The sequence below is a fragment of the Streptomyces sp. Root1304 genome (assembly GCF_001426405.1).
Lineage (GTDB): Bacteria > Actinomycetota > Actinomycetes > Streptomycetales > Streptomycetaceae > Streptomyces.
Window position 1 is genome coordinate 17,007 of sequence record NZ_LMEP01000027.1, and the last position, 17,097, is coordinate 34,103.

16 protein-coding genes are annotated in these 17,097 nt (G+C 72.4%); 3 read left to right on the forward strand and 13 right to left on the reverse strand.

Translation table 11 applies throughout. The features are described 5' to 3' along the window. Positions 1-113: 113 nt before the first annotated feature. The 13 genes from ASD33_RS31195 to ASD33_RS31255 form a co-directional block, all read right to left on the reverse strand. Complete coding sequence (locus ASD33_RS31195) at positions 114-437, reverse strand: hypothetical protein (RefSeq protein ID WP_056568265.1); 324 nt, start codon at positions 435-437, stop codon at positions 114-116. A gap of 32 nt (positions 438-469) precedes the next feature. Then, positions 470-1,501 carry a LacI family DNA-binding transcriptional regulator gene (locus tag ASD33_RS31200; protein WP_056568269.1) on the reverse strand — a complete coding sequence of 344 codons (1,032 nt, stop codon included), beginning with the start codon at positions 1,499-1,501 and terminating at the stop codon, positions 470-472. Positions 1,502-1,561: 60 nt separating this feature from the next. Next, on the reverse strand, positions 1,562-3,661 hold the full coding sequence (locus ASD33_RS31205; RefSeq protein WP_107103796.1) for an alpha-galactosidase: 2,100 nt from the start codon (positions 3,659-3,661) through the stop codon (positions 1,562-1,564). A 5-nt stretch (positions 3,662-3,666) separates the two neighbouring features. Further along, a complete protein-coding gene (locus tag ASD33_RS31210; RefSeq protein ID WP_056568272.1) occupies positions 3,667-4,482 on the reverse strand; it encodes a carbohydrate ABC transporter permease in 816 nt (271 codons plus the stop codon). Beyond that, positions 4,479-5,540 (reverse strand): sugar ABC transporter permease, encoded by a 1,062-nt coding sequence (locus ASD33_RS31215; protein WP_242427190.1) that lies wholly within the window; start codon positions 5,538-5,540, stop codon positions 4,479-4,481. The genes ASD33_RS31210 and ASD33_RS31215 overlap by 4 nt, the downstream gene beginning before the upstream one ends. Before the next feature lie 2 nt (positions 5,541-5,542). Next, complete coding sequence (locus tag ASD33_RS31220) at positions 5,543-6,877, reverse strand: extracellular solute-binding protein (protein ID WP_056568275.1); 1,335 nt, start codon at positions 6,875-6,877, stop codon at positions 5,543-5,545. Next, the gene (locus ASD33_RS31225; protein WP_063992005.1) at positions 6,862-8,085 is read right to left on the reverse strand and encodes an aminotransferase class V-fold PLP-dependent enzyme; all 1,224 of its coding nucleotides are present in this window, start codon (positions 8,083-8,085) and stop codon (positions 6,862-6,864) included. The genes ASD33_RS31220 and ASD33_RS31225 overlap by 16 nt, the downstream gene beginning before the upstream one ends. Positions 8,086-8,199: 114 nt before the next feature. Continuing rightward, the gene (locus tag ASD33_RS31230) at positions 8,200-8,838 is read right to left on the reverse strand and encodes a hypothetical protein (RefSeq protein WP_199863629.1); all 639 of its coding nucleotides are present in this window, start codon (positions 8,836-8,838) and stop codon (positions 8,200-8,202) included. Positions 8,839-9,008: 170 nt separating this feature from the next. Then, entirely contained in the window at positions 9,009-9,611 is a 603-nt protein-coding gene (locus ASD33_RS31235) for a TIGR03086 family metal-binding protein (RefSeq protein WP_056568282.1), read from the reverse strand. Positions 9,612-9,749: 138 nt separating this feature from the next. Next, positions 9,750-10,049, reverse strand: a complete 300-nt coding sequence (locus ASD33_RS31240; RefSeq protein ID WP_056568901.1) for a hypothetical protein — start codon at positions 10,047-10,049, stop codon at positions 9,750-9,752. A gap of 139 nt (positions 10,050-10,188) precedes the next feature. Then, complete coding sequence (locus ASD33_RS31245; RefSeq protein ID WP_056568285.1) at positions 10,189-11,799, reverse strand: FAD-dependent oxidoreductase; 1,611 nt, start codon at positions 11,797-11,799, stop codon at positions 10,189-10,191. A 232-nt stretch (positions 11,800-12,031) separates the two neighbouring features. Next, positions 12,032-12,994, reverse strand: a complete 963-nt coding sequence (locus ASD33_RS31250; protein WP_079045115.1) for a diiron oxygenase — start codon at positions 12,992-12,994, stop codon at positions 12,032-12,034. A 68-nt stretch (positions 12,995-13,062) separates the two neighbouring features. Beyond that, positions 13,063-14,571 (reverse strand): NAD(P)/FAD-dependent oxidoreductase, encoded by a 1,509-nt coding sequence (locus ASD33_RS31255; protein WP_056568904.1) that lies wholly within the window; start codon positions 14,569-14,571, stop codon positions 13,063-13,065. A gap of 259 nt (positions 14,572-14,830) precedes the next feature. On the opposite strand from ASD33_RS31255, the gene ASD33_RS31260 reads away from it, so the two are divergent. The 3 genes from ASD33_RS31260 (at position 14,831) to ASD33_RS31265 (ending at position 17,080) form a co-directional block, all read left to right on the forward strand. Continuing rightward, positions 14,831-15,598 carry a TetR/AcrR family transcriptional regulator gene (locus tag ASD33_RS31260; protein WP_079045116.1) on the forward strand — a complete coding sequence of 256 codons (768 nt, stop codon included), beginning with the start codon at positions 14,831-14,833 and terminating at the stop codon, positions 15,596-15,598. Positions 15,599-15,781: 183 nt separating this feature from the next. Then, positions 15,782-15,979 carry a hypothetical protein gene (locus tag ASD33_RS35630; protein ID WP_157870103.1) on the forward strand — a complete coding sequence of 66 codons (198 nt, stop codon included), beginning with the start codon at positions 15,782-15,784 and terminating at the stop codon, positions 15,977-15,979. Positions 15,980-16,102: 123 nt separating this feature from the next. Then, entirely contained in the window at positions 16,103-17,080 is a 978-nt protein-coding gene (locus ASD33_RS31265) for a hypothetical protein (protein WP_242427192.1), read from the forward strand. Positions 17,081-17,097: the final 17 nt, after the last annotated feature.

Consider the following 17,097-nt stretch of genomic DNA (forward strand, 5'->3'; position numbering starts at 1 on the left):
CTCGCGGAGCGAATTGCGGAGCGGGCAAACCGGGACTTTCCAGGCACCCTTGAGGGCTGTCCGGTACGAGGTCGTCGGGCCGTCCGGGGAGGGGGTCCGCGCCCCCGCCGCCGTCAGTCACCCTTGTGGGAGACCCCTCGCGCTTCGTCCTCCCTGGCCCTCGCGATCGCCGCCCGTACCGCTTCCAGCAGGGCTTCCAGGCCCTGCGCCCGCTGCCATTCCTCGGCCGAGAGGTGCCAGGTGTGGTGTGTCGCCGGGGCTTCGGGCGGACCGGTGACGACCTCGACGGTCCGCCTCCCCTTCCGGTCGGGGCCCGTGACCCGCAGGTCCGTGTTCCGGATGTGGAACCGCTTCGGATGGCTGCTGAAGACCTCCAGGATCCGGCCGTCGAACGTGTAGAACTCTCTGCCGGCCCTGGCCGTGATCTCCTCGGTCATGCGGTGACGCTACACACGGGAACCGGCGGCTGTCAGGGGATGTCCGGTGTGCTCGCGCGTACGACGGTCTCGGCGGGGAGCAGCAGGCCCTGGGCCGGGGTTCCTGCGGGGTTCTCGACCGCGGTGATGAGCCGGTCGACGAGCGCGTCCGCGATGGTGGCCAGGGGCAGGCGCACGGTGGTCAGCGCCGGTTGCAGGAGGGTGCCGAGCGGGAGGTCGTTGAAGCCGGTGACCGCGATGTCGGAGCCGACGCCGAGGCCCGCCGAGCGGACGGCCTGGTAGGCGGTCAGGGCGAGCCAGTCGCCCGCGCAGACCAGTGCGGTGGGGCGGTCGGGCCCCGCCAGCAGGCGCTGGACCGCTCGGGCGAGCGCGGTCGGTTCGTCGTCGGGGACGCTGACCTCGAAGCCGCCGTCGGGCGCGGCCACCACGGCCTGGAGGAAGCCGGCCCTCCGGTCGGCGAGCCAGGGCAGGGAGGCGGCGGAGTTCACGTAACAGATCCTGCGGTGCCCCTGCCGCACGAGGCGGCCGACGAGGTCGGCGGTGGCGGCAGCGGAGTCGATGTCCACCCAGGTCTGCGGGCGGCCGGGGGCGGTGCGGCCGAAGGCGGCGAAGGGGAAGCCCGCCTCGGCGAGGACGTCGACGCGCGGGTCGTCGTGGACGACGTCGGAGAGGACGAACCCGTCGATCTGACGGGCGGCGATCAGGCCGTTGAAGGAGCGGGCGACCGCCTGGGCGCCCTGCCGGGGGTCGCAGCGGAAGAGGAGGATGCGGTGGCCGACCGCGTCCGCCGCCGTGATCAGCGCCTGGAGGAAGCCGCCCATCAGGGGGTTGGGGTCGGCCGGATTGTCGGCGGGTGCGGGGTAGCCGATGACCTTGCGGGTTCCGGTGCGCAGGCTGCGGGCGGACTGGTCGGGCTGGTAGCCCAGTTCCTCGATCGCGGCGGTGACCCGGGCGAGGGTGGTGTCGCGCAGCCGGTGGGGGGCGTTGAGGGCGTTCGAGACGGTCTGGCGGGAGACCCCGGCCGTGCGTGCGACGTCCTCGATGGTCACCTGTCGAGCGGTCATCGTTCCTCTGGGGCGGTGGTCGGCGGGCTGGGGGCGGTGACCACCCCCAGCCCCCGGTCGTCAGTGCTCGCGGGTCAGGGTGAGCAGGCCACCGGTCGGCACGGTCACCGGGTTCACTCCGGCGACGAGGTCGAGCACGGTCTCGGACAGGATCTCACCACGGCAGTCCTGGACGCGGGCGAGGGCCCGTTCCGGTCGGCGGGCGGTGAGGAGGACGACGGGATCGCTGTCCGCGTTGGCCACGAGCAGCGTCCGCGGTCGGCGCCGCCCGGTGTGGTCGGGTGCGTCTCCCTCCGGGAGCGGGACCGGGAGGGGTGCGTAGCGGGCGACCACCGTGGTGTGTTCGTCGCTCGCGCCGACCTGGGGGTAGCCGAGGTCGGGGCGGGTGGGAGTCAGCTCGCCGAGCTGGAGCACGTCCGCGTGGTCTCGGAAGACTCCGAGCCAGAAGCGCAGGGTCGCGAGCTGGTCCGGGGTCTGGGCCGCCAGGTCGACCGAGATCTGCGGTACGGAGAACAGGGCGTTGATCAGGTGGACGGCGACGGCCTCGGGCCTCTCGGCGGCGTGCCACATGATCATGTCGGCGTGGACGGCGAGCGGTCCCGCGATGAGCCGGCAGTCGACGGTGCCCTGCCGGTTCTCGGAGGGGCTGAGCGGACAGTCGACGGTGCGGATCATGGTGGCGTACGGCCAGAGGCCGGGGCTGACGTACGGCTGGCGGTGCTCGACGATCACGTCCGGCCGGGTCCGGCGGAGCCGGGCGTCGAGGTCGGCGAGGAGCCGGCGCACGCCCTCGTGGACGTCCGCGCGGTCGGCGCCGGGCGGTGCGGGCGGGGGGTCCGCGACGGCGAACTGGTCGATGAAGTCGAGCTTCACGCCGTCCATGCCCCACTCCTCGACGGAGCGGGAGATCTTCTCGATCAGGTACGCGCGGACCTCGGGGTGGCGGGGGTCGAGAACGGCCGCGTCCAACCGGGGAACCTCGCGCAGGGTCATCCCCTTGAAGCGGTCCCAGGCGTCGTTGTGCCGGCCGACGTACGGCACCGCGTACCAGAGGAGGTAGGCGAGGCCGAGCCGGTGGACCTCGGCGACGTGGGCCGCCGGGTCGGGGAAGGCCTCGGGGTTGGGCTCCCAGTCGCCGCAGTGGCCGTAGCCGCGGGTGCGGTCGGCGGTCTGCCAGCCGTCGTCGACGATGATGCTGTCGCAGCCGAGCTCCGCGGCGAGGGCGGCCTGGCGCTCGACGACGGCGGCGTCGAGGTTCTGGTGGAGGCTGTACCAGGTGGAGTAGGCGGGCATGCGGGCGGCCGGGGCCACGCCGGGGTGGGTGGGGTTCACGGGGGACCCGGGATTGGGCGGCGTGGGGTGCGGGTCGTGTGCGGGTCGGCCGGTCTCGCCCGGTCCGTGCGCGTTCTCTCCCCACCAGGTGGTCACGGCCTCCAGGGTGCGTGCGAAGTGGCGGTCGCCGAGGTCGATCCGCAGCCGCATCGGCGGGCCGTCCGGGGTCAGGTCCTGCTCGACGGTGAAGGCGAACTCGCCGCTCTCCTCCACCACGCCGGCGCCCACGCGCACCGGAGCCGCCGTCTCCCCCGCCGCCGCGGTGCACAACGAACGGTCGCCGCTGCCGATCAGGGCCGCGACGGGCGCGCCCAGGGCGAGCGAGACCGTCCGGGGGGCTATCCAGGACGGCGGCAGCCAGCGGGAGGCGTTGGTGGCCGGGGTCCAGTACGCGGTGGCGTCGACGCAGGCGATCCGCCACTCGGCGCGGACGGTGGCCGCGGTCGGCACGGTGACCTCGACGAGGGCGACGCCCTCCTCGGTCGTGGTGACGGCGGTGTCCGGGAGGTCGCAGCCGAGGACCGTGAGGTGCACGGTGACCGGGGTGCCGGAGGTGTCGGACAGGCCGGTGGGAAGCGCCCGGTGGGCGACGGTGTCGGGGGTCTCGTCGTCGGGGGTGTTCGGGCGCCAGACCGGGACGGGCTGGGGCGGGGCGGACTGGGCCGGGACAGGGGTTGCCGGGGCGGGCTGCGCCTGTACGCGTTGTGCCGGGGCGGGCGATGCCGAGGCGGGCTGCGCCGGATCGGTTGCTGCCGCTTCGGGGGCAGTCGCTGCGAGCGCGGCCGTTTCGCCGGGCGCGCCGGCGGGGTGGCGCGGTGCGGTGGTCACGGGGGTCACTCCTTGGTGGCTCCGGCCAGCAGGCCGGAGATGAACTGGCGTTGCAGGACGAGGAAGAGGGCCATGACGGGGATGGCCGCGATGGCGCCGGCGAGCAGGACCTGCGCGTAGTTGGTGGTCGAGAGCCCTTGCAGGGTGGCGGTGGCCACGGGCAGCGTGTACATCTCGGGGCTGCGCAGCGCGATCAGCGGCCAGACGAACTGGTTCCAGCCGCCGAGGAAGACGAAGAGCGAGAGCGCGGCGATGATCGGCCGGTTGACGGGGATGACGATCCGCCAGAGGACGCGCAGCTCCCCCGCTCCGTCGACGCGGGCCGCGTCGAGGAGTTCGTCGGGCATGGAGCGGAGTGCCTGCCGCATCAGGAAGATGCCGAAGGGGGTGACGAGTCCGGGCAGGACGACGGACTGGTACGAGTCGATCAGGCCCAGGTCCATCATCATCTGGAAGATCGGGATCAGCATGACCGTGTCGGGGATGACCAGGGTGCTGAGCAGGAGGACGAAGAACAGGTTGCGTCCGCGGAAGTCGAACTTGGCGAAGGCGTATCCCGCGAGGACGGACACGGTGACGGCGCCGAGGGTCTGCAGCCCCGCAACCAGCACGGTGTTGAGCAGGACGCGGCCGAGTCCGATCGAGTCCTGGAGGCCCTGGAGGTTCTCCATGAGGTGGCCGCCCGGGAGCAGCTTCGGCGGCCAGGAGAAGACGTCCTTGTCGTCCTGGGTGGCGGCCATGGCGAGCCAGTAGAACGGGCCGACGCAGAGCCCGAAGGCGCCCGCGAGCAGCAGGGTGAGGAGGGGACCCCGGGCCTTCATCGGCGCTCTCCCATCAGGCGGACCTGCACGATGCCGAGCACGGAGACGATCAGCGCGAGGGCGTAGGCGAGGGCGGAGGCGTAGCCGAAGTCGAAGTACTTGAAGCCGTTGTCGTAGAGGTACATGGTGACCGTGAGGGTGGCGTTGTCGGGGCCACCGCCGGTGAGGACGTACGGCTCGTCGAAGAGCTGGAGGGTGCCGATGGTGGAGAGCACCACGGTGAGCAGCAGGATCGGCCGCAGCTGGGGCAGGGTGATGGAGAAGAAGCGGCGGATCGGGCCGGCTCCGTCGACCATGGCGGCCTCGTACAGTTCCTTGGGGACGCCCTGGAGTCCGGCGAGGTACATCACCGCGTTGTAGCCGGTGTAGTGCCAGGTCAGGACGAGGACGACGCCGATGCGGGCCCAGAAGGGGCTGCCGAGCCAGTTCACCCGGTCGATCCCGACCAGGGAGAGGGCCCAGTTCATCAGTCCGGCGTCGCGGTTGAGGATGACGGAGAACATCACGCCGGCGGCGACCAGGCCGGTCAGGGACGGGACGAAGACGCCCAGCCGCCAGAGCGGGCGCAGCCGGACCTTGGCCGAGTTCAGGGCGAGGGCGACGAGCAGGGCGAGGCCGAGCATCAGGGGCACCTGGACGACGAGGATCAGCGCGGTGTTCTTGAGCGCGGTCCAGAAGAGCGGGTCGTCCAGGAGGCGCTGGTAGTTGGCGAGCCCGGAGAACCGGCGGTCGTTGCCGTTGCCGGTGGTGAGGCTGATCCAGAACGAGGCCGCGATGGGGTACGCCTTGAAGGTGGCGAACCCCAGGACCGCGGGCATGATCAGCAGGTACGGCACGGAGCTGCGGGTCAGTCGGCGACGGCCGGAGCGGTGCTGACGGCGGCGGCCGAAGGGGGATCCGGCGGGGCGGCCGACCGTGCCGGTGGCCCCGCTGGAACCGGTGGTCCTGGCGGTCTTGGCGGGTACGGGTGCCGACCCGGTGTCGGTCGGCGTGGCGGCCGTCCTGCCTGCCGTGGCCCGGGGGTTGTCGGGGGCGCGTTCGAAGGGGGTGACGGACATGGTCAGGCCGCCTGCTGACGGCCGGTCTGCTGGGCGAGCTGCGCGGCGGCGGCCTTGAGGGCGCCGGCAGGGTCGGCGCCCTTGAGGAGCACCTGGCTCTGGGCGTCGCTCGCGAGCTTGAGGGCTCGGCTGTAGTCGCTGGTGAAGTTGGTCGTCTCGGATCCGGAGGAGAGCGAATCGACGAGCGACTTCAGCACGCGCTGGCCGCCGTAGAAGGGGTGGGGCGCTTGGAACATCGGGTCCGCGTAGGCCGCCTTGAGGGCGGGGAAGACGCTGCCGGAGGTGTACATGCGGTTGATCTCGGCCGGCTTGGTCAGCGCGTGCTCGATGAAGCGCCAGGCGGCCTTGCGGCGCTTGCTGGTGGCGGAGACCGTGAGGTAGGTGGAGTTGACGATGGCGCTGCGCCCTCCCCCGGGGACGGCCGCCGGCGGCTGCATGACGCGCCACTTGCCGCTCTGGGCGGGGAACTTCTCGGCCATGTACCCCACGGCCCAGGCGGCCTCCGCGGCGGTGGCGAGCTTGCCCTGGCTGATCAGCCGCTTCCAGGTGCCCTGGCCCGCGGTGTCGGCGAGCAAGCCGCCGTCGTTGAGCCGCTTGATGACGGTGAGGGCCTTGACGGCCTCCGGGGAAGCGAGGGTGACCTTGCCCTCGTGGTCGAAGTAGAAGGTGCCCTGGAGCTGCATCAGGTTCTGGAAGAAGTCCATGTCCTGGGTGGTGCCCGGCTTGTCCAGCCCGATCAGCTGGGCGCCGGTGGCGGCGCGGATCTTCGGTCCGGCGGCGATCAGGTCGTCCCAGCTGGTGAGGGAAGCGGGGTCGACGTCGGCCTTCTCGAAGAAGTCGTGACGGTAGAACAGGCCGAGGGGGTTGACCTCCCACGGCAGGGCGTGGACGGCTCTGTCCTTCCCTATGACGGTCGGCCACAGGCCGTCGGCGAAAGCGTCCTTGTACCTGTCGGCGCCGAGCCGGGACAGGTCGGCGATGCCCTCCGGGAACTTGTCCAGGTAGCCGGGCAGGTAGTCGACGCCGATGTGGAGGACGTCGGCGAGGCCCTTGCCGCCCGAGGCCAGGCCGACCGTGATCTTGTCCCAGATGGCCGGTTCGCCGACGTCCTGGATCTCCACCGTGATGCCCGGGTTGGCCCGCTCGAAGGAGGGCACGACGCCGCGCAGGGCCTCCGCCGCAGAGGTCCAGCTCCAGACGGTGATCTTCCCGCTGTCACCGTCGGCGCCGGAGGCGGCGCCGCCGGATCCTCCGCTGCCGCAGGCGGCGAGGCCGAGTCCGGCGGCGGAGGCGGTGGCGATCTGGAGGAGGTGGCGGCGGCTCAGATGGTCGGACATGTCGGCTCCTGGAGAGGGGTCGTGCGGTGGGTGAGGGTACGCAGCGCGTCGGAGAGCAGGTCGGCCGCGGCGCCGGAGGTGGAGGCGTGGGGGGACATCCGGATCCACTCGCCTCGGCGGGTGGTGATCACACCGGCCGATTCGAGCGACCGGTGGACGGTGGCGGGGTCGTGGCCCGGGAGGCGGAACGCCCCGATGCCGGCCCGCTCCTCGGGGCCGAGCCCGTCGAGGAGGACCTCGGCACCGGCCCGTCGCGCGCGGTCGAGCAGCTCGGCGAGGGTGGTGCGGATACGGGCTCCGACGGCGGCCGGGCCACCCTGGGCGAACAGGTCGACGACCGCAGCGCCGAGGGCCGCGGCGGCCGGGAAGTCGGGGTTGGTGGCGAGGTGGGCAGCGGCCCCGGGCAGCGGCGGCGCCGGATGCCGTACGGCGAAGGGGTCCGTGACACCGGCCCAGCCGCCGAGGCCGGGCGTCAGGTGGTCGGCGCAGCGGTCGCGGATCATCAGGAGCGCGGCGCCCCAGCCGGCCCGCAGCCACTTCTGGGCGCCGCTGACGAGGACGTCGGCGGCGTCGGTTTCGAGTGGTACGGCGCCGAGCCCCTGGATGGCGTCGACGATCAGCAGCCGGTCCGGGCCGAGGACCTCCTTGAGGGCGCCGAGCGGTGCGACGTGGCCGGTGAGGGAGTCGACGGCGCTCACGGCGAGCGCGGTGACCTCGGGGGTGAGGTGGTGGCGCAGGAGGTCGGGGGTGATGTGGGGGTGCCGTACGAAGCCGGGAGCGGCGCCGGCTGGGCGCGGCCCGGAGGGGTCGCCGAGGTGGTCGGTCGGGTCGATGATGCGGACGTCCGGGCCGCCGCGGCCGGCGAAGCGCAGCCACGGGTAGAGGTTGGCGGGGAACTCGCTGCGGGGCACCAGGACGGTTCCGGGGCCGCGCAGTGCGGCGGCGACGGTGAAGAGGCCGTTGCTGGTCGACGGCGCGAAGGCGATCTCGTGGGGGCGGGCGTCGAGAAGGCGGCCCGCGATGTCCCGGGCCGCGTCGCTCAGAGCGAACATCCGGTCCAGGTCCGCGGGCGCCGCCCGGGTGGCCAGCGCGGTCGTGGCGGCCAGCGCGGCGGCGGCCGGACGCGAGAGCGGGCCGACGCGCGCGTGGTCGAGGTAGCCCTCCGCGGGCCCCGGGTGGGGCTGAAGAGCACGAATTTGATCGTTCAAAATTGGCCTTAACAGAAGGTGTCCAACAGCTTTCTGCGGATTTGAAGGTTCACATTAGGGCGGAGGTGGCGAGCCGACAAGGGGTCGGACGGGAACCTTCGTGTGCGGGCCGGATCAGCGCGCGTAGAGCCCGTACGGAGGCAGGCGCAGGTCCAGGACCCGGGCCACGGCGGCGGTGACCGGACCTGCGTGGCCGAGGGGCAGGTGCTCGGCGGCCCAGTCGGCCGCGAGGGCGTGGAATCCGACCAGATCGCGTTCCGCTCCGGCGAGCAGTCGGCGCATGTCGGTGACGGGCAGCTCGATGACCGCGCTGCCGTGCTGCTCCGCGTCGACGGTCAACCGGACGGTTTCGCCCAGGCGTTCGGCGAACGCGTCGGGGTCGTGGCCGAAGGAGGCTCCCCCGCCGCCGTCGACGACCTCGTACCAGTCGCGCCAGTCCTCGAGACCGGTGCAGCAACCCGGCCGGAAGGCCGTACCCGTGGAGTCGTCCACCACCTCCATCCCACCGGCGGCGAACAGGGTGTCGAAGGTGAGCAGCCCGTGGAGGAACGCGCCGAGAGGTTCGGCGGGCCGGGGCGGGCGGGCGTCGTGCTCGGGGTCGATGTCGTTGCAGCGCGCGATGTTCATGAGCGCGGTCCCGACCTCGACGGGACCGAGCGCTCCGCTCAGCGGAAGGAGACGGAACGGTTCGCCCTCCACGACGGGCCAGAGGTCGAAGCCGTCGGGGGTGTAGGACTCCAGGACGGGGCGCATGACGATCACACGTCGGATTGTTCCGTACGTACTGCCGGCGCCGCTTTCGGATTACGCGGGGCGCCGGCTCGGCCCCACGAGCCGGAGACAGGCCGAAATCGGGCCCGGGCACCCGTCGACTCGGGCCGGGGTCGTCCTCGCGCCCGGCCCCGGCCCGGTCTCTCCGCTGCTTACGGCGCCGTCGGCGGTGCCCAGGACGGGTTGCGGCCGCTCAGGCCCACCGTCCGGTCCAGCAGGGTCGCCGCGTCCGGGACCGGTACGACGGGGCCGAAGATGCCGCCGCCCCGGTCGTTCTCCTCCGCCGCCGCCTTCAGGAACGCGTGCGAGGCGTGCAGGGCCGTCAGGTCGGGCGCGTACTCCTGGCCCGTGGCCCTGGCCAGGTCCCAGCCGTGGACGACGAGTTCGTCGACGGCCACCACGCCCGCGATCTCGCCGGGCAGGTCCACTCCGCCCGCGCGGGTCATGCCCGTCCAGGCGGCCGGGTCCCGCCAGGCGTCCGCCAGTTCGTCCAGGACCCGGGGCAGTTCCTCGCGCCACGCGGCGGGCAGGGTCGGCCTGGCGGAGTCGGGGGACGAGTCCGTCGTGGCGCCCAGGTCCTTGCGGGCCGCGTCGCGGAACGCGACGGCCAGGCCCGCCAGGTGGCCCAGCAGTTCACCGACCTCGTAGTCCGGGCAGGGCGTCCGGTCCGACAGCCGCGCGTCGGTGACGCCCGCCGCGAGGCGCGCCACGATCCGGGCCTGCGGTCCGAGGTCGAAAGTCGCCGTGTCAGTCATCTACCGCTCCTTGGAATGACGATGCTGGAGGGTAGACCGGCGAGGCCACCCGAACTCATCGGTCGGGGCCCGCGTACGTCCACGGGGCCGTGGAACACCGGGGTTCCGCCCACCGCCGTGCCCCTCGGCCCCGGTGATTCAGCCGTCGCTCGGCAGCGCCGAGAGGCCCTTGGCCAGGTCCTCGGGGTTCATGACCGGCGAGTAGTGGACCTTGGCGTCCAGCCCCAGGAAGAAGGGCTCCGAGATCTTCGGCAGCTGGGAGGGGTCGGCCAGGTCGAAGAATATGTACGCCGTCCGACAGCCGTTCTCCACCGTGAAGTAGGCGGCCTCGGGCTTGAGCGCCTCCATGGAGCTCTCCATCGACTTCTGCAGGGTCCCCTGCCGGATGGCCTCGTTGGAGGCTCTGGTGTCCATTTCAACCTTCAGCAGCATGCGCATGATGCGGCCTCTCCCGACCGGGCAGGCGCTCCGTGCGGTGACGCCCACAGGACCCGGACGCGCTCTCTTCCAGCGTCCTCCTTCCCTCTCGGACGGACCACTCGACGGTCGGCCCCGGCGGCCCGGAACGGCCGGCCGGTCAGCCGCCCGGGCGCCCCGGCGCGGGAGTGCGCGCGGCCGCGCGCAGTGCTTCCCTCTCGACGAATTTGACGCGGGGGCGCCCCTGGAGGCGGCCGGCGGCGCGTTCGGCCTCGTCGATCGCCCGCCAGCCGTCGAGACCGAGGGCGTCCCCCGGGTCCGAGGGGGCGGACGCCCCTGCGGTGAGCCGGCCGGCTTCCCAGTCGTCGAGGAGCGCGCCGACCGTCTCCTCCGCGCAGGACTTGTTGGTGCCGATGAAGCCCGTGGGTCCCCGCTTGATCCAGCCGGCCACGTAGACGCCCGGTTCGACGCGGCCCCGTTCGTGGGGCACCGTGCCGGTCGCCGCGTCGAACGGGAGCCCCGGGACGGGTTCGGCGCGGTAGCCGATCGCGCGCAGGACGAGCGAGGCCTCGATGGTCTCGGTGTCCGTGGTGGGGACCGCGCGTACGGTGCCGTCCTCGGTGCGCAGTTCGGTGCGCGCCACGGTCAGACCGGTCACCCGGTCGTCGCCGACGATGCGCGTCGGCGTGGTCAGGAAGCGGAGGACCATGCGGCGCCGCCCGGGTACCCGGGGGCGGGCGGCGAGTTCGGCCAGCACCTTCGTCTTGGGCGTGGCGTCGGCGGGGACGTCCGCCGGCCAGCCCTCGACCAGCACGTCGATGCCGTCGAGGGCGGCGACCGCCAGCAGTTCCGGCAGGGTGAACGCCGCCTCCGCCGGTCCACGGCGTCCGAGGACGACGACCTCCCGCACGCGGCTCGCGCGCAGGGCCGCGAGGGCGCGGTCGGAGATGTCGGTGGGGGCGAGGGTCTCGGGGTCGGCGGTGAGCACCCGTGCCACGTCCAGGGCGACGTTGCCGTTCCCGATGACGACGGCCCGTTCGCCGTCCAGTGGGTAGGAGGTGGCGCTGCGGTCGGGGTGGCCGTTGTACCAGGCCACGAAGTCGGTCGCGGAGGCGCTGCCGGGCAGGTCCTCGCCGTCGACGCCGAGCCGCCGGTCCGTGGCCGCGCCCACGGCGTAGACCACGGCGTGGTGAGCGCGGACCAGGTCCTCGTGGTGCAGGTCGCGGCCTATCTCGGTGTCGAGGCGGTAGGTGAACCCGGGCTGGTCCTCGATGGCGCGGAAGAGCGCGGCGACGCGCTTGGTGTCCTGGTGGTCGGGTGCCACTCCGGCTCGGGCGAGCCCGTACGGGGTGGGCAGCCGGTCGTGGACGGTCACGCTCACCCCCGGGTGCCGTAGCAGTTCGTCGGCGGCGAAGAGGCCGGCCGGTCCCGCGCCGACCACGGCGACCCGCAACCCGCCCGCCTCCACCCGGCGTTGGGGCGGCACGAGGGCCATCGGCGTCCGGTCGGGGTGGGGGTCGGAGGCGTAGTACGCGCGGTTCAGTTCCAGGAAGGGCAGTTCCGCCTCGGTGAGCCGGGTGTGCGGCTTCAGCGCGTCCACCGGACAGGCCGTCGTGCAGGCCCCGCAGTCGACGCAGGTGCGGGGATCGACGTACAGCATCTCGGTCTGCCCGAAGCCGGGTTCGCCGGGGGCGGGGTGGATGCAGTTGACCGGGCAGGCCAGCACGCACGAGGCGTCGGCGCAGCACGAACGGGTGACGACGTAGGGCATGGGAGGTGGTTCTCCGTTCCTGGGTGGCCGGTGCCGTCGGAGCGCTGGTCGGGTGGAGCGAGCGGGGGCGGTGTCGTGACCGGTGGAGCGGGCCCGCGTGATCGGTGCGCGATCGGTGCGCGATCGGTGGGCGGGCCGGGGCGGGGCGGGGCGGCGGTTGCGTCGCGGCCCGCCCCCGTACTGCTGCGTCGTGGCCGCCCCCGTACCTCTGATTCGTGACCTCCCCGTACCGCTAAGCGGTCAGCCGGGAGGGTTCGCCCCGGTAGCGGGACGGACGGCCGTCGATGCGCAGCGCCTTCCAGACCCTTCGTGACGTCTTGTTCATCAGGCCGATGTCCTCGGCGAGCATCCGCACGTCGGCGAAGAGGTCGCGGAGCAGTTTCTCGCCCTCGGCGGACTTCCAGAAGATGTCCTTGATGACCCAGTGGGGCACGCCGATCGCCTCGGCGGTCTTCCGGTCGGGGACGACGATGACGTCCCCCAGGACGCGCATGATCACCGGGAACGCGATCGACAGGGCGCCCCGGCGCGCCCGGCCGAAGCCGGGGACCTTCGCGCGCAGGAACTCGTGGGCGAAGGAGATGTGCCGGGCCTCCTCGGCCACATGGATCTGCATGAGGCGTCGCATGAGCGGGTGCATGTCCTCGCCACCGCGCAGGATCGCCTTCTGGAGGTGGTCGATGGGTTCCTCGCCGGCGAGGACGCCGGTGAAGAAGGACTCGGGGACGAGGGAGCCGGCGAGCGGCAGGAAGCGGCTCAGTACGCGGAAGGAGCGCCGGCCGCCGGGCACGTCGGCGCCCGAGCGGTTCACGAACTCCTGGAACATCTGCGTGTGGTGGCACTCCTCGGTGACCTCGTGGGTGAGGTAGCGGAACTCCGGGTTCTGGTTCCGTAGCGAGAAGAGGTAGTCCATCACCCCCCGGATCAGGACGTTCTCGAACTGCATGCCCACCTTGACGATGTTGGCGTACCGATAGAGGCCGATCCTCGCCCGCACCTCCAGCGACTGTTCCCGGTACCAGGGGTGTCCGCCCAGGGGGTCGGCGGCGGGGAGGACCCAGCGGGGGTCCGTCGGGTCGATGGCGTGGTCGGGGTTGTCCCAGTCGATGTCGGTGAACGCGTCGAAGTGGATGTGCACCGAGGCTTCGGACAGGGTCTGAAGCCTCTCGTGGTAGGTCTCCCGGCCGGTCGTCATCGTCCTTGCCCTCACCTTCGTCATCCTGGTGCCCGTGATCGGCCTTGTGTCCGTGCCTGTGCCGGTACCTATGCCGTTGTCTCTGCCTGCGCCTGTGCCTGTGTCGTGTCCGGGGTCGTACGGTCGAAGCGGAGCGCCGGGTCCTCGATCGGGGAGCGGCTCAGGGCGCGGCGGTCGCGGTAGTAGTTGTTCCGGATCCGCCACGGGTCGCGGGTGCCCTGGCGGGGCATGACCGTGTCGCCGCGTGCGATGTAGCCGGAGGTCAGCGACTCGCCCATGACGGACACCGTGGAGCGGTCGGCCTCGGCGGCGACGGGGGTGGCGCTGGTGTGTCCGTGCCGGTCCATGTGCGCGATCAGCCTGCTGACGTAACCGGCGGCGAGGTCGGCCTTGAGGGTCCAGGAGGCGTTCGTGTAGCCGATGATCATCGCCAGGTTGGGCACACCGTCGAGCATCACCCCCTTGTGGAGGAGGTGGTCGCGGGTGACGACGGGCTTCCCGTCGACCGCCATCTCCATGCCGCCGGCGAGCTGCATCCGCAGGCCGGTGGCCGTGACGACGATGTCGGCGGGGATCTCCTCCCCGGACCCGACCTTCACCCCGGTCTCGGTGAACGTCACGATGCGGTCGGTGACGACGGACGCCCTGCCGCTCCTGAGCGTCGTGAAGAGGTCGCCGCCCGGCACGACGCAGAGCCGCTGGTCCCAGGGCTTGTACGTGGGGGTGAAGTGGCGCATGTCGACGCTCTTGCCGAGCCGCGCGCGCACCCCGGCGAGGAGGATCCGGCGCATGGTGCGGGGCGCCTTGCGGCAGAGGGCGTACAGACCGCGCTGGAGCGCGATGTTGCGGGCGCGCCCGACCCGGTGGACGAGCCGCGCGGGGACGCGCAGCCGTCGCAGGACGACGGAGACCGGGTCGTCGGCGGGCAGCGCCATGATGTACGTGGGCGAGCGCTGGAGCATGGTGACGTGGGCGGCGGCGTCGGCCATCGCCGGTACGAGGGTGATGGCGGTGGCGCCGCTGCCGATGACGACCACCCGCTTGCCGGTGTGGTCGAGGCCCTCCGGCCAGTGCTGGGGGTGCAGGAAGGTGCCGCCGAATCGTTCCTCACCAGGGAACCGCGGGCGGTGGCCCGCGTCGTAGTCGTAGTAGCCGGTGGCGCCGACGAGGAAGCGTGCGGTACGGACCTCGGTCGCGCCGGTGGTCTCGTCCACGGTCTCGACGGTCCAACGTCCCTCGTCGCTCGACCAGTCCGCCCGGACGGCCCTGCGGCCGAAGACGATGCGGTCGGTGACGCCGTGCTCCTCGGCCGTCGCCCGGACGTAGCGGCGGATGTCGGAGCCGTCGGCGAGCACCTTGGTGCCGTGCCAGGCGCGGAAGCCGTAGCCGAAGGTGTACATGTCCGAGTCGGAGCGGATGCCCGGGTAGCGGAAGAGGTCCCAGGTGCCGCCGATCCCGGCGCGCCGTTCGAGGAGGGCGTAGGTGGTGCCGGGATTCCCGGTCTCCAGGTGGCAGGCGACACCGACTCCGGAAAGGCCCGCGCCGATGATCAGCACGTCGACGTGCTCGTACTCCATGTCCATCCCCCTCTGTCGCCGACCCGCACGTGTCTCGTGTCGGGCGGTGCGGCGCGGGACCGGCGCCGCGGCCTCCGGGTGCGTTCCTACGGTACGGAGGTGGAGCGGCCGGCCCCGGGTCGGTGCGAACTCCCGGGCCGGTACCCGGAATTTACCTGTGTCACCGCGTCCAGGATACTGACGGTAACGTGATCTGCGCCACCCCCTGAGAGGTGGACGGATCCCGGTCGCGCCGGGCCTGCCGGGTACGATCCACGCCGTGGCGGAGAGACACGTGCGCAACGACGGCCGGCCCGACGGCAGGGACACCCGCTGGAGCGGCCACCGCGCCGAGCGGCGCGAGCAGCTCCTCACGGCCGCGCTCACCGTCATCTCCCGCGAGGGCACGTCGGTCAGTGTCGCGGCGATCGGGGCCGAGGCCGGGATGCCCCGGTCCGTCGTCTACCGGATCTTCCGCAGCCGCGAGGATCTGGACGAGCGGATCCGTGCCCGCATCCTCGACGACCTGATGGCCGCGCTGTCTCCGGCGCTCGACCCGAAGGGCACGATCCGGGGCGCGATCGAGCTCGCGGCGACCACCTATGTGGGATGGGTCGCGGAGCATCCGCGGCTCCATCAGTTCCTCGGCACGGGCACGCAGGGGCTTCCCGTCACCGGCTCGCCGGCCGTGGCGGGTACCCGGACCGCCGTCGCCCGCGACCTGGCGCGCCTCCTGGACTCGTACGCCGTCCAGTTGCTCGACGGCGGCCGGGCACCGGCCGGCTTCAGCCTCAACCTGGCGTTCGGCATGGTCGGGCTGGTGGACGGGGTCGTCAATCACTGGGCCGCCACCCCTCCCGGGACGAGGAGTTCCCTCGACGACCTGACACATTTCCTGAGCGACGCCCTGTGGGGCATCCTCTCGGCGGCCACGCCGCGCCTGGGGCTCCGGCTCGACCCGGACCAGCCGATCGGACCGAACCCGGAGATGCCGTTCGGCACTCCCCCGCTGTCGGAGAGCGGGGCGGCCGGGGCGGGGCGGCTCTGACCGCGCCGAGCAGGCCCATCGGACGGATCGGGCTCATCGGGCCGAGCAGGGCCGGTCGCTCCGAGCAGACCGGTCGGGCCGGTCGGGCCGGTCGGGCCGGCCACGGTCCACCCATGTCCATCCTGTGCCGCTATCACCTGATTTGCTCGATGCCGTCCGTGCGGTCGTCTCGTTGATCAGCGCATGAAGCCGCTCAGACATCGTCGCTGGATCTGGTCTCCCATCACCTCCTGGCAGGCCAGGAGACTTTCCCGGGTCTCCGGTGTGAGCCTCGACGAGGCCTGGATCAGGATCCGGCTGACCACCCACCCCGAGGAGTCCCACCTCGCCCTCACCCGGGACCTGTTGGCGAAGGTCCTGTTCACCCGGCGCACCGAGTGAATTCACGTCACGGGGACCGACGGGTAAACAGGTGTGCGATTGCCGGTCGCGCGTGATAGTCACTACCTCCACGGGGAGGGTGATCACTGGCCTCCCCGTTCGGACACGGCAAGGGGTGGGGACATGGCGTTGCTGGGTGACTGGGGGGTCACGCTGGGAAGATGGGCCGGACGGCCCTCCGTACGCGTGGAGAAGGACTCCGGCGATCCCGCCGTACGCCAGGTGCGGGAGGCCGCCGAGGCGGCGGACTGGGCCACCGTCCGGGACGTGCTGGAGGCGCGGCCCGAGAGCGAGGGCCGCGTGAGCCTGCTGTGGGCCGTCGGCGAGACCGCCGGGGCGGAGCGCTGGCTCTCCCGCGTCCTCGAAGCGGAACCGGAAGCGCCGCTCCCCCGGCTCGTGGCCGGAATCCGTCAGATCAGCTGGGGCTGGGAGGCGCGCACCTCGGCCCGCGCCTCGCAGGTCTCGCGCGAGCAGTTCGAGGTGTTCCACGCCCGCCTGCGCACGGCGGAGGAATGGCTCTACCAGGTGGCCGAGCGCGAGCCCGGGTGGGTCTCCCCGTGGTACGCCCTCCAGGTGACCGGACGCGGCCTCGAAGTGGGCCAGGTCATGGCACGGCGCCGTTTCGAGGCGACGGTGCGGCGCGACCCCCAGCATCTGGAGGCGCACCAGCAGCAGTTGCAGCAGGTCTGCGACAAGTGGGGCGGCTCGCACGAGGAGATGCACGCCTTCGCCCGTGACTCCGCCTTCGGTGCCCCCGCCGGCACCCTGCTGGGACAGCTCGTCGCCGTGGCCCACCTGGAGGAGTGGCTCTCGCTCGACTCGGGCCCGGACGCCGCGTACATCCGCCGCGACGACGTGAAGGCCTCCCTGCACCGGGCCGCAGAGCACTCCTACCGGCACCCCGACTTCGTCCGCCGGGGTGGCTGGAACCAGGTCCTCAACACCTTCGCCATGGCGTTCTCCCTCGCGGGCGAGCGGTCCGCCGCCCGTGAGTGCTTCCGGGCCACCGAGGGCCGTGTGACCGAGTTCCCCTGGTACTACCTGGACGGCTCCGACCCCGCCGCGCCCTACCGGAAGCTCCGGGCCTCGGCCGGACGCTGAGGCGTCCGCAGGGCGGG

What these genes read in the sequence shown, in the direction of transcription:
- ASD33_RS31195 (WP_056568265.1), bottom strand. Translation starts at nt 437, where the DNA reads ATGACCGAGGAGATCACGGCCAGGGCCGGCAGAGAGTTCTACACGTTC.
- ASD33_RS31200 (WP_056568269.1), bottom strand. Translation starts at nt 1,501, where the DNA reads ATGACCGCTCGACAGGTGACCATCGAGGACGTCGCACGCACGGCCGGG.
- ASD33_RS31210 (WP_056568272.1), bottom strand. Translation starts at nt 4,482, where the DNA reads ATGAAGGCCCGGGGTCCCCTCCTCACCCTGCTGCTCGCGGGCGCCTTC.
- ASD33_RS31215 (WP_242427190.1), bottom strand. Translation starts at nt 5,540, where the DNA reads ATGTCCGTCACCCCCTTCGAACGCGCCCCCGACAACCCCCGGGCCACG.
- ASD33_RS31220 (WP_056568275.1), bottom strand. Translation starts at nt 6,877, where the DNA reads ATGTCCGACCATCTGAGCCGCCGCCACCTCCTCCAGATCGCCACCGCC.
- ASD33_RS31230 (WP_199863629.1), bottom strand. Translation starts at nt 8,838, where the DNA reads ATGCGCCCCGTCCTGGAGTCCTACACCCCCGACGGCTTCGACCTCTGG.
- ASD33_RS31235 (WP_056568282.1), bottom strand. Translation starts at nt 9,611, where the DNA reads ATGACTGACACGGCGACTTTCGACCTCGGACCGCAGGCCCGGATCGTG.
- ASD33_RS31240 (WP_056568901.1), bottom strand. Translation starts at nt 10,049, where the DNA reads ATGCGCATGCTGCTGAAGGTTGAAATGGACACCAGAGCCTCCAACGAG.
- ASD33_RS31245 (WP_056568285.1), bottom strand. Translation starts at nt 11,799, where the DNA reads ATGCCCTACGTCGTCACCCGTTCGTGCTGCGCCGACGCCTCGTGCGTG.
- ASD33_RS31250 (WP_079045115.1), bottom strand. Translation starts at nt 12,994, where the DNA reads ATGACGACCGGCCGGGAGACCTACCACGAGAGGCTTCAGACCCTGTCC.
- ASD33_RS31255 (WP_056568904.1), bottom strand. Translation starts at nt 14,571, where the DNA reads ATGGAGTACGAGCACGTCGACGTGCTGATCATCGGCGCGGGCCTTTCC.
- ASD33_RS35630 (WP_157870103.1), top strand. Translation starts at nt 15,782, where the DNA reads ATGAAGCCGCTCAGACATCGTCGCTGGATCTGGTCTCCCATCACCTCC.
- ASD33_RS31265 (WP_242427192.1), top strand. Translation starts at nt 16,103, where the DNA reads ATGGCGTTGCTGGGTGACTGGGGGGTCACGCTGGGAAGATGGGCCGGA.